The sequence below is a fragment of the Streptomyces sp. AM 2-1-1 genome (assembly GCF_029167645.1).
GTDB lineage: Bacteria > Actinomycetota > Actinomycetes > Streptomycetales > Streptomycetaceae > Streptomyces.
Window position 1 is genome coordinate 3,109,768 of sequence record NZ_CP119147.1, and the last position, 13,903, is coordinate 3,123,670.

Annotated in this window: 11 protein-coding genes; 4 read left to right on the forward strand and 7 right to left on the reverse strand. The window is 74.6% G+C overall.

Annotation, left to right across the window (positions count from 1 at the left end):
* Window positions 1–72: 72 nt before the first annotated feature.
* The 4 genes from ilvD to PZB77_RS13255 form a co-directional block, all read right to left on the reverse strand.
* Window positions 73–1,923 (reverse strand): dihydroxy-acid dehydratase, encoded by a 1,851-nt coding sequence (gene ilvD / locus PZB77_RS13240; RefSeq protein ID WP_275492796.1) that lies wholly within the window; start codon window positions 1,921–1,923, stop codon window positions 73–75.
* A gap of 222 nt (window positions 1,924–2,145) precedes the next feature.
* A complete protein-coding gene (locus PZB77_RS13245; RefSeq protein ID WP_275492797.1) occupies window positions 2,146–2,805 on the reverse strand; it encodes a TetR family transcriptional regulator in 660 nt (219 codons plus the stop codon).
* Complete coding sequence (locus tag PZB77_RS13250; protein WP_275492798.1) at window positions 2,802–3,626, reverse strand: sugar phosphate isomerase/epimerase; 825 nt, start codon at window positions 3,624–3,626, stop codon at window positions 2,802–2,804. Before PZB77_RS13250 ends, PZB77_RS13245 begins: the two co-directional genes overlap by 4 nt.
* 202 nt (window positions 3,627–3,828) lie before the next feature.
* The gene (locus tag PZB77_RS13255) at window positions 3,829–4,776 is read right to left on the reverse strand and encodes a Ppx/GppA phosphatase family protein (RefSeq protein WP_275492799.1); all 948 of its coding nucleotides are present in this window, start codon (window positions 4,774–4,776) and stop codon (window positions 3,829–3,831) included.
* Between the two features lie 110 nt (window positions 4,777–4,886).
* On the opposite strand from PZB77_RS13255, the gene PZB77_RS13260 reads away from it, so the two are divergent.
* A complete protein-coding gene (locus PZB77_RS13260; RefSeq protein ID WP_275492800.1) occupies window positions 4,887–5,696 on the forward strand; it encodes a maleylpyruvate isomerase N-terminal domain-containing protein in 810 nt (269 codons plus the stop codon).
* A 113-nt stretch (window positions 5,697–5,809) separates the two neighbouring features.
* Window positions 5,810–6,658 carry a hypothetical protein gene (locus tag PZB77_RS13265; RefSeq protein WP_275492801.1) on the forward strand — a complete coding sequence of 283 codons (849 nt, stop codon included), beginning with the start codon at window positions 5,810–5,812 and terminating at the stop codon, window positions 6,656–6,658.
* Between the two features lie 175 nt (window positions 6,659–6,833).
* On the opposite strand, the gene PZB77_RS13270 is transcribed toward PZB77_RS13265, so the two are convergent.
* Both PZB77_RS13270 and PZB77_RS13275 read right to left on the reverse strand, forming a co-directional pair.
* Window positions 6,834–8,990, reverse strand: coding sequence for a hypothetical protein (locus PZB77_RS13270; protein ID WP_275492802.1), 2,157 nt, complete (start codon window positions 8,988–8,990; stop codon window positions 6,834–6,836).
* Between the two features lie 293 nt (window positions 8,991–9,283).
* On the reverse strand, window positions 9,284–10,147 hold the full coding sequence (locus tag PZB77_RS13275; RefSeq protein WP_275492803.1) for a class I SAM-dependent methyltransferase: 864 nt from the start codon (window positions 10,145–10,147) through the stop codon (window positions 9,284–9,286).
* A gap of 107 nt (window positions 10,148–10,254) precedes the next feature.
* On the opposite strand from PZB77_RS13275, the gene radA reads away from it, so the two are divergent.
* Together radA and disA are read left to right on the forward strand one after the other, a co-directional pair.
* Entirely contained in the window at window positions 10,255–11,667 is a 1,413-nt protein-coding gene (radA, locus tag PZB77_RS13280; RefSeq protein WP_275492804.1) for a DNA repair protein RadA, read from the forward strand.
* Between the two features lie 80 nt (window positions 11,668–11,747).
* Window positions 11,748–12,872: a DNA integrity scanning diadenylate cyclase DisA gene (gene disA / locus PZB77_RS13285; RefSeq protein WP_275492805.1), complete on the forward strand. Its 1,125-nt coding sequence runs from the start codon at window positions 11,748–11,750 to the stop codon at window positions 12,870–12,872.
* 130 nt (window positions 12,873–13,002) lie between these two features.
* Here disA and PZB77_RS13290 read toward each other — a convergent pair whose 3' ends face one another.
* Complete coding sequence (locus PZB77_RS13290) at window positions 13,003–13,848, reverse strand: hypothetical protein (protein WP_275492806.1); 846 nt, start codon at window positions 13,846–13,848, stop codon at window positions 13,003–13,005.
* Window positions 13,849–13,903 lie beyond the last annotated feature (55 nt).

The window sequence follows — 13,903 nt, forward strand, 5'->3', positions numbered from 1 at the left end:
CCCGGCCGCCCCTCGCGGGGTGACCGGGCGGCCTTGCCCGTCCCGTGCGTCCAGCCGCCGGGCGGGGCGGTGTCAGCCGAGCTTGGAGACGTCGCGCACGGCGCCCCGGTCGGCGCTGGTCGCCATCGCCGCGTAGGCGCGGAGCGCGGCCGAGACCTTGCGCTCGCGGTTCTTCGGGGCGTACACGCCGTTCAGCGCCTCGCGCCGGGCCGCCAGTTCGGCGTCCGGGACGAGCAGCTCGATGGAGCGGCTCGGGATGTCGATGCGGATCCGGTCACCGTCCTCGACCAGCGCGATCGTGCCGCCGGACGCCGCCTCGGGGGAGGCGTGGCCGATCGACAGACCCGAGGTGCCGCCGGAGAAGCGGCCGTCGGTGACCAGGGCGCACGCCTTGCCGAGCCCGCGGCCCTTGAGGTAGGAGGTCGGGTAGAGCATCTCCTGCATGCCGGGGCCGCCCTTGGGGCCCTCGTAACGGATGACGACCACGTCGCCCTCCGCGATCTGCTTCAGCAGGATCTTCTCGACGGCCTCCTCCTGCGACTCGCAGACGACGGCCGGGCCCTCGAAGGTCCAGATCGACTCGTCGACACCGGCGGTCTTCACGACACAGCCGTCCACCGCGAGGTTGCCCTTGAGGACGGCGAGGCCGCCGTCCTGGGAGTAGGCGTGCTCGACGGAGCGGATGCAGCCCCCGGCGGCGTCCGTGTCGAGGGTGTCCCAGCGCTCGGACTGCGAGAAGGCGGTGGCGGAGCGGACGCAGCCGGGGCCCGCGTGCCACAGCTCGACGGCCTCGGGCTCCGGCGAACCGCCGCGCACGTCCCAGCTCTTGAGCCATTCGGCGAGGGACGCGGAGTGGACGGAGTGGACGTCCTCGTTGAGGAGTCCGCCGCGGTGCAGCTCACCGAGGATGGCGGGGATGCCGCCGGCGCGGTGGACGTCCTCCATGTAGTACGTGCGGTTCTTGGCGACGTTCGGCGCGACCTTGGCGAGGCAGGGGACGCGACGCGAGATCTCGTCCATCTCCGGCAGCCCGAAGTCGAGCCCGGCCTCCTGGGCGGCGGCGAGGAGGTGCAGGATCGTGTTGGTGGAGCCGCCCATGGCGATGTCGAGGGCCATGGCGTTCTCGAACGCGGCGCGGCTCGCGATGGCGCGGGGCAGGACGGTGGCGTCGTCCTGCTCGTAGTGGCGCTTGGTGATCTCGACGATCGTGCGGCCCGCGTTCTCGTAGAGGGCGCGGCGGGCGGTGTGGGTCGCGAGCGTCGAGCCGTTGCCGGGGAGGGCCAGTCCGATCGCCTCGGCCAGGCAGTTCATGGAGTTGGCGGTGAACATGCCGGAGCAGGAGCCGCAGGTGGGACAGGCGTTCTCCTCGATACGGAGCATGTCCGCGTCGGAGATCTTGTCGTTGACCGCGTCGGACATGGCGTCGACCAGGTCGAGGGTGCGGACCGTGCCGTCGACGAGGGTGGCCCGGCCGGACTCCATGGGCCCGCCCGAGACGAAGATCGTCGGGATGTTGAGGCGGAGGGCCGCCATCAGCATGCCGGGCGTGATCTTGTCGCAGTTGGAGATGCAGATCAGCGCGTCGGCGCAGTGCGCCTCGACCATGTACTCGACGGAGTCGGCGATCAGGTCGCGCGAGGGCAGGCTGTAGAGCATCCCGCCGTGGCCCATCGCGATGCCGTCGTCGACCGCGATCGTGTTGAACTCGCGCGCCACCGCGCCCGCGGCGTGGATCGCCTCGGAGACGATCCGGCCGACGGGGGCGAGGTGGGTGTGGCCCGGGACGAACTCGGTGAAGGAGTTGGCGACGGCGATGATCGGCTTGCCGATGTCCTCGCTCGCTACGCCCGACGCCCGCATGAGGGCGCGCGCGCCCGCCATGTTGCGACCGTGGGTGACAGTGCGGGACCTCAGCTGCGGCATCGTCGCTCGCTCCTTCGACAGGTAAGAAAGGCTGTCCGGTTCGACGGAAAAGACTGTTCCGAGCGTACGCCCCGACTCCAGGATCTGGACAGTCCGTCCGGATAGCGGGACGCGATGCTCACGGAGCGGTGGGCGGAGTGGCGGGCGGAGTGGCGGGCGGCGCCGGGCCCGTCGTCGGAGCCGGCCGGTCCGTCCGCGCCGGGGCCCGACCGCCGCAGCCGGTCAGTCCGCGGGGGCCGGCCCGTCCGCCGCGCCCCTGGCCAGGTAGCTCTGGATGCTCGGCGCCACCAGGGCGATGATCCGCTCGGGATCGGCCGAGGCGAGCGGCTCCGCCCGGACGACGTACCGCAGGATCGCGATGCCGACCATGTGCGAGGCGGCCAGCTCGGCGCGGAAGGTCGGATCGGGTACGTCCAGCTCCGCCGCGATCCGCTCCAGCAGCTTGTGCAGCAGGAAGCCGCGCAGCACCTCGGCCGCCGCCTCGTGGGTGAGCGCGGACCGGACGATCGCCAGCAGCGGTGCCCGGCTGACCGGGTTCTCCCACACCGAGATGAAGTAGCGCGCCATCCGCTCCCCCACCCCCTCCACCGGACCGCCCAGGATCTGCGGGACGACCAGGGCGGGTTCGAAGGAGAGCTCCACCGCCGCCGCGAACACCCCGTCCTTCGACCCGAAGTAGTGGTGGACCAGGGCCGCGTCGACACTGGCCGCACGGGCGACGGAACGCATCGACGTCCTGTCGTAGCCGCGCTCGGCGAATTCGGTGCGGGCCGCCCGCAGGATGCGGGTCCGGGCGTCCGGCCCGTCCGGGGTCCCGGCGCGCGAGGGGCGGCCCCGGCGGCGGGGGGCGGCCGGCCCTTCCGGGGTGGAACGGGAGGTCACGGCCGGGGCGTCCGCTTGGCCGAGGCGAGGTGGAGACGGGTGAAGGCGAGGGCCTCGGCGAGGTCGGCCTCGCGTTCCGCGGACGACATGGCCCGGCGGGTGTTGACCTCCAGGACCACGTGGCCGTCGAAGCCGTCGCGCGCCAGCCGCTCCAGCAGCTCGGCGCAGGGCTGGTCGCCCCGGCCGGGTACCAGGTGCTCGTCCTTGGCGGAGCCCTTGCCGTCCGCGAGGTGGACGTGGGCGAGCCGGTCGCCCATCCGGTCCACCATGGCCAGCCCGTCCGTACGCGCCGTCGAGGTGTGCGAGAGGTCGACCGTGAAGTGCCGGTAGTCGTCGTGGGTGACGTCCCAGTCGGGGGCGTACGCCAGCATCTCGCGGTCCCGGTAGCGCCACGGGTACATGTTCTCGACCGCGAACCGGACGTCGGTCTCGTTCGCCATGCGCCAGATCCCGTCGACGAAGTCGCGGGCGTAGTGGCGCTGCCACCGGAACGGCGGGTGGACGACGACCGCGGAGGCGCCGAGCCGCTCGGCGGCGGACCGCGCGCGCTGGAGCTTGACCCAGGGATCGGTGGACCACACCCGCTGGGTGATCAGCAGACAGGGCGCGTGCACGGCGAGGATCGGGACCTGGTGGTAGTCGGAGAGGCGGCGCAGCGCCTCGATGTCCTGGCTGACCGGATCGGTCCACACCATGACCTCGACACCGTCGTACCCCAGGCGCGCGGCGATCTCGAAGGCCGTCGCCGTCGACTCCGGGTAGACCGAGGCCGTCGACAGGGCGACCTTCGCACCGGGGATGCGCACCGCTGGATCTGCCACCTGGACAGCGTACGGGCCCGTGGGCGCGGGGCCGAGAGGACGGGAGCGAAAGTGAGAAGGGCCATGGACCGCCACCGGCCTGCGGAGAAGGCGCCCGGGGCGCGCCCCGGCCGGGCTCCGTACGGCGGCGCGACCGGCACCCGTACCGCCGCCCGGGGAAGCCGTACGGGCCCCGGTGCGGGCCCGTACGTGCGGCCGGCCGTCAGCTCAGCGCGGTCCGTTCCGCCGGCAGGTGGTCGAGGCGGCGCAGGATGACGCCCTCGCGGAGCGCCCAGGGGCAGATCTCCAGCTCGGTGATCCCGAAGAGGTCCATCGCGCCCTCGGCGACGAGCGCCCCGGCGAGCAGCTGGCCGGACCGCCCCGGGGAGACGCCGGGGAGGTGGCCGCGCTCCTCGGCGGTCATCAGCGCCAGCTTGGGGACCCACTCCGCGAGGGCCGCGGCGGTGAGGGTCCGCGGGGCGTACACCCCGTCCGCCGAGCGCGCCGCGCCGGCTATCCGGGCGAGCTGCTTGAAGGTCTTCGAGGTGGCGACCACGCGGTCGGGCCCGCCGAGGCGGCTGAACTCGCCGACCGTACGGGCGATCCGGGCCCGGACGTACCGGCGCAGCTCCCGTACTTCCTCCGCCCCGGCCGGGTCGCGCGGCAACCAGCCGGCGCTGAGGCGTCCGGCGCCGAGCGGCAGCGACACGGCCGCGGCGGGCTCCTCGTCCAGTCCCAGGGCGATCTCCAGCGAGCCGCCGCCGATGTCGAGCAGCAGCAGCTTCCCCGCCGACCAGCCGAACCAGCGCCGGGCGGCCAGGAAGGTCAGCCGCGCCTCCTCCTCGCCGCTGAGCACCGCGAGGTCCACGCCGGTCTCGTCGTGCACCCGGGCGAGCACGGCGTCCGCGTTGGTGGCGTCCCGCACCGCCGAGGTGGCGAACGCCAGCACCTCCTCGCACCCCTTGTCCTCGGCGGCGACGACCGCGTCGGCCACGGTGGCGACCAGCCGGTCGACGCCCACCGGGCCGATCGCCCCGTCCGCGTCGAGGAGCTGCGCGAGGCGGAGCTCCACCTTGTGCGAGTGCGCGGGCAGCGGGCGGGCGCCGGGGTGCGCGTCCATCACCAGCAGATGAACCGTGTTCGACCCCACGTCGAGGACTCCGAGTCTCATGGCCGGAACGCTACGCCGAAAGTGGCGCCGCCCCGCCCCGCCCGGAAGAACCGGGGCCCGCCGGGAAAAACGTCTGTCGGACGGGCGGCTCGCGGTGATAGAGACACCGGGTGACCACCACCCCTGACTTCGCCGGCCTGCTGCACCTGATCGACGACCGGTCGAGCGCCTTCCGCGCCGCGGTCGCCTCCGCACCCGCCCTCGACGTACGGGTGCCCACCTGTCCCGGGTGGACGCTCTTCGACCTGGTCGAGCACCTGGGCGGAGGGGACCGCTTCTGGGCCGCCGTCGTCGGGGCGGGCCCCGCCGACGTGCCCCCGGCCGACGCCCTGGCCGTGCGTGCCGCCGTGGCGGCACCGGCGGAACGTGACGCCCTGCTGGCCTGGTCGGCCGAGTCGACGCGGCTGCTGCTGGACACGCTCCGGGAAGCGGGCCCGGATCGCGGCTGCTGGACCTGGTGGGGCCGGTCCCTGACGCCGCGGAACGCGGGCGGGGTGGCCCGGCACCGGGTGCAGGAGACCGCCGTGCACACCTACGACGCCCTGGTCTCGTGGAGCGCGCCGCAGCCGCTGCCGGCGAAGACGGCGCTCGACGGCGTCGACGAGTTCCTGTCCACGTGCGTCGCCACGCCCGCCGCCTGGCCGCACCGGCCCGCGACCTTCGACTTCCACGCCGCCGAAGGCATCTCCTGGCGCCTCACCGTGGACGGCGCCGGAGCGCGCCACCTCCGTCTGCCCGCGCCCGGGGAGACGTCCGCCGGCCCTGCCGGGCAGGACCGCGCCGCGGCCGACGTGTCCGTCTCCGCTTCCGCCGGCGAGCTGGTCCTCTTCCTGTACGACCGTCTCCCGGCCGGTGGCCTGCGGATCGACGGGGACGGGGAGCTGCTCGACCTGCTGCGCGCCTGGGAGCCCGAGGAGTAGGCCTGCCCCGGCCTCCTCCCGGCGGGCCCGGGGGATCCGGCCGTGCGGGGTACCCGGGTCGCGGCGCCGACCGCCGTGCCGGTCTTCTCCGGCCCCGGACTTACTCTTGGCGCGTGTCGAAGACGAACAAGGCGAAGCCGGGCAAAGCAACGAAGAAGCAGAAGATGATCCGGGGGAGTCGGCCGACGGAACGGAGCGGACCCGACCCGTCCGACGAGAAGGGCATCGATTTCGCCCGGGCCTGGGTGGAGTTCCCGGACCCGGCCGACGACGAGCAGGTGTTCCGCTGCGACCTGACGTGGCTCACCTCCCGGTGGACCTGCATCTTCGGCAGCGGCTGCCAGGGCATCCAGGCGGGCCGGGCGGACGACGGCTGCTGCACGCTCGGCGCGCACTTCTCGGACGAGGACGACGAGCAGCGGGTGGCCGGCCACGTCGAGCGGCTGACCCCGGACATCTGGCAGTTCCACGACGAGGGCACGTCCACGGGATGGGTGGGCATCGACGAGGACGGTGAGCGCCAGACACGCCGCTGGAAGGGCTCCTGCATCTTCCAGAACCGTCCCGGCTTCGCCGGCGGCATGGGCTGTTCGCTGCACATCCTGGCCCTGAAGGAGGGCAAGGAGCCGCTGGAGACGAAGCCCGACGTCTGCTGGCAACTGCCGGTCCGGCGTACGTACGACTGGATCGACCGGCCCGACGACACCCGGGTGCTCCAGGTGTCCATCGGCGAGTACGACCGCAGGGGCTGGGGCCCGGGCGGTCACGACCTGCACTGGTGGTGCACCTCGGCCACCTCCGCGCACGGCGCCGGCGACCCGGTCTACGTCTCCTACCGCCCCGAGCTCACCGAGCTGATGGGCAAGGAGGGGTACGCACGGCTGGTCGAGCTCTGCGAGCAGCGGCTCGCCTCCCTGCTGCCGATGGCCCCGCACCCGGCCGACCCGGTGACCCCCGCCTGACGCGGGGGGCTCGGGGTCGGGGCCTCGAACCTTCCCGTCCCGTGCCTTCCGGCCGTGAAGGCGGGGGCGGCGGAGCGCGGGACGCTTGGGCCGCGGCCACGGCGGGGCAGCCGGGAACCGTGACGCTGCCGCCCGCCGGGGGCGGGGCCGCTCGGGCCGCCGCGTCCGGATCGCTTCACCCCGTCGGGCCGCGGACACCGGTGTCCGCGGGCGGGGCGGACGGGCCCGGTGGCGGGGGCGAGGGGTGCGACGGCTCCGGGGCACTCGGACCGGCCGGCGGGGACGGATCCGCCGGCCCGGTCTCCGCCGGCCCGGTCGGCGCCGGTGACGTGCTCGGCGGTCCGGCGGAACCCGACGGGCCCGGAGTCGGTGCGGTCGGGGCCGGGGCGGGTGGGCCCGCGAGGGCCGGCGTGGGAGCGGCGGACGTGCCGGGTGCGTCCGGAGCGGTGGGGCCGGGCGGTTCGGAGGACATCACGGCACGGACGGGCCCGCCGGCCGGGAAGCCGGTGAACGCCGGGGTCCGCCCGCCGCGCCCTGCGATCCGTACGTCCGAGGCGCCGGGCGCCAGCACGATCCGGGCCCGCCAGGCGTGGCGCGGCTCCCGGGCACGGTCCACCAGGACGTGCACGGTGACGCTCTGCCCCGCCGCGAGCAGGCCCGAGGACCGGCTGAGCCGGAGCCAGCGCGCGTCGGTGCGGGCCGTCCAGACGACGGGGCCGGCCGCGGAGGCCGTCAGCCGGAGCGCGGTGACACCCCCGGAGGTCCGCGCGGCGACGGTCAGCGTGCCGGGCCCGTGGGCGCCGCCTCCGGCGCGGATCACCGCGGCGGTGACGTCCGCGACCGCCGCCCCGTCCGGCGAACCGTCCCCGCCGTCGGCGCCGGGGTCGCCCCGGTGCGCGTCCGGTCCGCCTCCGCCGTGCCGGCCGTCCTCCTCGTCGCCGTACCCGTCGGCGCCGTCCGCTCCGTCGTACGGGCCCGGGAAGGCTCCGGCCGCGGCGCCCGCCTCGTCCCGCCCGGTCGCGGCGGCGGAGGCGCCCTCGTGGGTGTCCCCCGTGGAGGGGGCACCCCGGTAGGCGGCCGCCCACAGGGCGATGACCGGGGCGGCGACCACCGTCGCGACCACCGTGGTCGTCATCACCCGGGCGCGCAGCCGGTCCCGTCGGGCGGCGTGGTCCTTCGGATCGAGCGGGTACCCGGACCGGTCGAAGCGCGGAGAACCGGTGCGGGAGCGCTGCGCGTGCACCATCGCCACGCGCACGGACGGACGGGGCGCCTGGACGACGGGCAGCCCCGCGGCCGGGGGGACGGCCACCCCGGGCCACGGTCCGGCGGCGCCCGCCCGCTCGGCGGCGCGCCGGCAGCGCGGGCAGTCGTCGACGTGACGGACGATCTCGCGGCGCAGCGGTGCGGAGAGCAGCGCCTGGCGGTTCCTGGTGAGACGGGCGGCGGCCGAACAGGTGCCGTCCTCCGCGACGGCGAGCGCCGCCCGGGTCCGCTCCAGCTCGCAGGCGGCGGCCGCGAGGAGTTCGCGCGCGGTGGCGGGTTCCAGTCCGAGTACGGAGGCAACGGCGCGGGGGGTGAGGCCGTGCCGTACGGAGAGTTCGAGGGCCTCCCGCTGCTCGGGCGTGGTGCCGGCCGCCTCCGGCCAGGCCAGCTGGGCGAGTTCGCGGCGGCGGGCCTCCGCGGCGGGGGACTCCGCTACCGGCGGGACGGCGGCTTCCTCGGGGGTGGCCCGAGAAGTGCGGTCGGTCTCCGCCACGCGTCCTTGCGCCCCTTTCACACCTGCATCGCCCCGGTCACCCGGAGCGGCGGCCCCGGCCGGAGCGGTGGCGGCGTCTTCGGCAGGTGTCCCGGTCCCGGCCCTCACCGGCGGGGCCGCCGGGGCCGCCGGCGCGGGAGTGCCGGGGAGGGCGGCGGCCCGCTCGCCGGGCGCCTGGCGGCCGGCGTCCCGGGGCGTCCTGCGGTGGTTCTGCGGGCCGCGCTTGCGCTCGGCGAGCACCCGCAGGCACATCCATCTGGCCAGCGCGTACAGCCAGGATTTACGTTCCTCCTGGCCCGTCGGGCAGCGGCCGTCCTGGCGTTCCGCGACGGCGAGGACGGCGCCGAGCGCGTCCGTGGCGGCCTCGTGGTCGCAGAGCACGGAGAGGCAGTAGGTGAAGAGGCCGTCGAGGTACGGCTCGTAACGTGCGGGCGGTCGCTGCGCCGGGAGGTGGGGGGCGCGACGGTGCGATCGGTGTGCGCCGGTGGTGTGCGCGGTGGGCTCCAGCCTGCTGCTCGTCACCTTGCGACCGTAGGCAGAGGAGGGCGCGCCCTCGGCGTCCCTTCCGGACATTTAACCCTTATGGGTGAACGTAACGCTCGAAACGCGACAGGAAACCCCATTCCGCCACGCGCGCCGTTGTGCGCCCCCGCGCTTCCGGACGGCCCCCGCAGCCAAGGCGCTCCCGTGCGCCCCCGGGTTTCCCCCCGGTGGGGCGCACGGCCTCCCTCCCCGCCACGTGCCCGGGCTCCCTCTCCGCGAGGCGCCCGGGCTCCCGTACGCAACGCACTCAGGAGCACCCGGGCCCACCGCTCCGCGCAGCCCCGCACCAGCCGCTCCACGCCACCGGAACTACGCCACCCGGCCTACACCACCCGGCCGGACGCCAGCAACGCCCGGTGCGGCAGAGCCAGCACTCCCGCGCCGCTCGCCCCGTTCCCGCCACCGTCGACGCCGTCACCGCCGGGGCTCGCGAACTCCGCGCTGAGCCGGTCGTAGTGGCGTTTGATCTCCGCCACCGTCTCGGGCGTCTGGGCGGTCACGATGCGGCCGATGCTCGCCACGCCGGCGGCGGCCCCGCTCCACCACTCCTCGGCCGTCGCCCGGTGGTCCCACGCCAGGGCCGTGCAGGAGACGTCCACCAGCCCCGCTGCCGCCAGCAGGGCGGCGAGGCCCTCCGGGGTCTGCTCGAACGCCTCCTCCGGGGCGAGCGGGGGCACCTCCGGCGGTCGGAGCGCTCCGGCGGCGGCGACCGCCCGGCCGAGCAGCCGCTGCCCGGTGCCGGCGTCGGCCCCCCAGATGGTGACCGCTATCCGGCCGCCGGGGCGGGTCACCCGGCGCAGTTCGGCGAGCGCCTTCCGAGGGCGTCCGACGTGGTTGAGCACGAAGTTCGCGGCGACCGCGTCGAACTCACCGTCCGCGAAAGGAAGTTCGGGCAGCAGGGCGACGCGTACGTCCGCCGCCGGCGCGGCCTTCGCGGCGCTCTCGACCATGTCCGGTTCCGCGTCGACGGCCGTGACCACGGCGCCCCGGTCGCACGCGGCGACGGCCACGGCCCCGGTGCCGGTCCCCACGTCCAGGACCCGGGTGCCCCCGTCCACGCCCGCCGCGTCCAGCAGGTCGGGCACGGTGCGGGCGCAGAGCCGGGCGAAGGTCGCGGCGTAGACGTCGGCCAGGCCGGCCCACTTCAGGCGCTCGGCCTCGTCGAACGGTGTGGTGCTGCTGGTCATGCGGTCCCCTTCCGTGCGGGTCATGCGGTCCCCTCCCATGGTGCGGCCGCGGTCCTCCGAAGCCCTCCGAAAACCCCATTGTCGTAGGCGGGTTATACGGTGGCGTCATGGCTGCCCGTACGAAGACCGCGAAGGACCGGCCGTCCTACCGTTGCACCGAGTGCGGGTGGACGACCGCCAAGTGGCTCGGCCGCTGCCCCGAGTGCCAGGCGTGGGGCACCGTCGAGGAGTTCGGCGGCGCGCCCGCCGTGCGCACCACCGCGGCCGGCCGCGTCTCCACCGCGGCCGTGCCCATCGGTCAGGTGGACAGCCGGCAGGCGACCGCACGCTCGACCGGTGTCGGTGAGCTGGACCGGGTCCTCGGCGGCGGGCTCGTCCCGGGCGCCGTGGTGCTGCTGGCCGGGGAGCCGGGGGTCGGGAAGTCGACCCTGCTGCTCGACGTGGCCGCGAAGGCCGCGAACGCGGAACACCGCACCCTCTACGTCACGGCGGAGGAGTCCGCGAGCCAGGTCCGGATGCGCGCCGACCGGATCAAGGCGATCAACGACCACCTCTACCTCGCGGCCGAGACCGACCTCTCGGCCGTCCTCGGCCACCTCGACGCGGTCAAGCCCTCCCTGCTGGTGCTGGACTCGGTGCAGACGGTCGCGTCCCCGGAGATCGACGGCGCGCCGGGCGGCATGGCGCAGGTCCGTGAGGTCGCCGGCGCGCTCATCCGCGCCTCCAAGGACCGCGGGATGGCGACGCTGCTGGTGGGCCACGTCACCAAGGACGGCGCCATCGCCGGGCCCCGGCTGCTGGAGCACCTCGTCGACGTGGTGCTCTCCTTCGAGGGCGACCGGCACGCCCGGCTGCGGCTGGTCCGCGGCGTCAAGAACCGTTACGGCGCGACCGACGAGGTCGGCTGCTTCGAGCTGCACGACGAGGGGATCACCGGTCTCGCCGATCCGTCCGGCCTCTTCCTGACCCGGCGCGACGAGCCGGTGCCCGGCACCTGTCTGACCGTCACCCTGGAGGGCAAGCGGCCGCTGGTCGCCGAGGTGCAGGCGCTCACGGTCGACTCGCAGATCCCGTCGCCCCGCCGTACCACCTCCGGTCTGGAGACCTCGCGGGTCTCCATGATGCTGGCGGTGCTGGAGCAGCGGGGCCGGATCAGCGCGCTGGGCAAGCGGGACATCTACAGCGCGACGGTCGGCGGGGTGAAGCTCACCGAGCCCGCCGCGGACCTGGCCATCGCGCTCGCGCTGGCGAGTGCGGCGAGCGACACCCCGCTCCCGAAGAACCTGGTCGCCATCGGTGAGGTGGGTCTCGCCGGGGAGGTGCGGCGGGTCACCGGCGTGCAGCGCAGACTGGCCGAAGCGCACCGTCTGGGGTTCACGCACGCCTTGGTTCCGCGCGATCCGGGGAAGGTCCCGGCCGGTATGAAGGTCACGGAAGTCGCCGACATGGGCGATGCTCTCAGGGTGCTGCCGCGCCGGTCTCGTTCGGAGGCACCACGGGAGGACGGCGCGCGCCGGTAGACTTTGCCCTGGTCTCGCCCGCTCGCACGCGCGGCACGAGCGCCGCAAGGGCACCGCAAACCTGTGACCGGAGGAGTGCAGTGGCAGCCAACGACCGGGCATCATCGCCCGGAAAGTCCGGCCAAGGCACCGGTAACGAAGCGCTCATGCGCGCTTCGCTGAGCGCGGTCGCGCCCGGAACGGCCCTGCGCGACGGACTGGAACGCATCCTGCGGGGGAACACCGGCGGGCTGATCGTGCTCGGCATGGACAAGACCGTCGAGTCGATGTGCACCGGTGGCTTCGTGATGAACGTCGAGTTCGCCGCGACGCGTCTGCGCGAGCTCTGCAAGCTCGACGGGGCGCTCATCCTGGACAAGGACATCACCAAGATCCTCCGGGCGGGTGTGCAGCTCGTCCCGGACGCCGCGATCCCCACCGAGGAGACCGGCACCCGCCACCGCACCGCGGACCGCGTCTCCAAGTCCTGTGGTTTCCCGGTGGTCTCCGTCTCCCAGTCGATGCGTCTGATCGCGCTCTACGTCGACGGTGAGCGGCGGGTCCTGGAGGAGTCGTCCGCGATCCTCTCCCGCGCCAACCAGGCCCTCGCCACGCTGGAGCGGTACAAGCTCCGCCTCGACGAGGTCGCCGGCACGCTCTCCGCGCTGGAGATCGAGGACCTGGTGACGGTCCGGGACGTGACGGCGGTCGCGCAGCGGCTGGAGATGGTGCGCCGGATCGCGACGGAGATCGCGGAGTACGTGGTCGAGCTCGGCACCGACGGACGTCTGCTGTCGCTCCAGTTGGACGAGCTGATCGCGGGGGTGGAGCCGGAGCGCGAGCTGGTGGTCCGCGACTACGTCCCCGAGCCGACCCCGAAGCGGTCGCGCACGGTCGCGGAGGCGCTGACCGAGCTGGACGCCCTGAGCCACTCCGAGCTGCTCGAACTCGCCGTGGTGGCACGCTCGCTGGGGTACAGCGGTTCGCCCGAGACGCTGGACTCCGCGGTCTCGCCGCGGGGTTTCCGGCTGCTGGCGAAGGTCCCGAGGCTCCCCGGCGCGATCATGGAGCGGCTGGTGGAGCACTTCGGCGGCCTGCAGAAGCTGCTCGCGGCGAGCGTGGACGATCTCCAGGCCGTGGACGGCGTCGGGGAGGCGCGGGCGCGGAGCGTCCGGGAGGGCCTCTCCCGGCTGGCCGAGTCGTCGATCCTGGAGCGGTACGTCTGACCGTTCGCGGTCGGACGTACGGGGCCGGAGCGAGGATCCGGACCCCGGGGACGCGGGTCCGCCGGGGACGCGGGTCCGCCGGGGACGCGGGTCCGCGGCGGACCGGGACCCGTCCCGGCTCCTGCGGGACTCAGTCCTTGGCGAGGACGAAGGAGGCGCGCTGGAGCGGCTCGCCCGGGGCCTTCGCTTCCAGGAGGTACGTACCCGGGGCGGCTTTTCCGGCCGGCGGGGTCGCGCAGTTCGGGGCGCTCTTGGCCCGGTTCCAGTCGACCGTGCGGATCACCGTCGCCCCCGCCGGGACCTTGAAGAAGAGGCTGCCCGAAGCGGTCGGGCAGTCCTTCGAGGACCAGACCGGGTCGTCGTCGCCGGCGCTGGCGTCGGTGACCGTGAGCACAGCGGTCCGGGGCCCGAGATCGGCCTTGCAGTCACCGTTCGAGGTGTTCTTGGCGATCAGCTCGAACTTCGGGGTCTCCTCGGGGCCGTACGTCACCTTGCTCCGCACGCTCAACTGGAGCGCGGCGGGACGGCAGTCGGGGAGCGCGGAGCCGGCCGGCACCTGTTGGCCCGCCGGGCCGCCGCCCGAGGCGGCGGAGCCCGCGTCCGGGTCCGAGGAGGCGCCGGCACCGGGCGAGGCGCTCGCCCCGGTGTCGCCGTCACCGTTCGCGTCGTCGCCCGACGCGCCGCCCGCCCCGCCGTCGGAGCCGTCGCCGCCTTCGCCGGTGCCGCCCGACTCGTGGCGGCCGCCCGGCTGTTGGCTGATCGCCGGGCCGGACTCGGCCGGGCCGGGGGTGATGGACCGCACGGGCGCGGAGGTGCCGGGCTTGGCGTCGGACGGGCTCTTCCGGCCGGCGCCGCCGGGCAGGAAGAGCCAGGCGAGCAGCGCCACGAGGAGCGCGACCAGAATCGCCGCTACCACCCTCCGTCGCCAGTAGATGCTGGAGGGGAGCGGACCGACCGGTTTGCGCAGAGATCCCACGTCGCAAACTGTACGAGAGAACGTGACCAACTCCCGCCCCACCCGCCGCTCCGAT